Source organism: Dellaglioa sp. CoH-55-MRSF-9 (assembly GCF_056782155.1).
Window position 1 is genome coordinate 1 of sequence record NZ_JBXAYG010000033.1, and the last position, 381, is coordinate 381.

Sequence of the window (381 nt, forward strand, 5' to 3'; positions counted from 1 at the left end):
TGGCGCTAAGAAGCTTAACTTCTGTGTTCGACATGGGAACAGGTGTATCCTTCTTGCTATCGCCACCACACTCTTTTACTACTACATAAAACAATTTTGCAACCACTAATGCCGGCTGCAGGAGTCGAACCTGTGACCCTCGGTTTACGATACCGATGCTCTACCAACTGAGCTAAGCCGGCGAAAATGACCCGTACGGGATTTGAACCCATGTTACCGCCGTGAAAGGGCGGTGTCTTAACCACTTGACCAACGGGTCATATACATAAAAATGTGTTAATCAGTTAGATTAGCACATTTTTAAATTTATTATTAGCATGGCAACGTCCTACCCTCGCAGGGGGCGACCCCCAACTACTCTTGGCGCTAAGAAGCTTAACT

2 tRNA genes and 1 rRNA gene are annotated in these 381 nt (G+C 46.5%); all 3 read right to left on the bottom strand.

What is annotated here, in order from left to right:
• Positions 1-70: ribosomal RNA gene (rrf, locus tag AC1RPV_RS07685) — 5S ribosomal RNA — on the bottom strand; the annotation flags it as partial.
• A gap of 39 nt (positions 71-109) precedes the next feature.
• Positions 110-182, bottom strand: a tRNA-Thr gene (locus tag AC1RPV_RS07690).
• Positions 183-187: 5 nt separating this feature from the next.
• Positions 188-259 (bottom strand) — tRNA-Glu (locus AC1RPV_RS07695).
• Between the last annotated feature and the right edge of the window lie 122 nt (positions 260-381).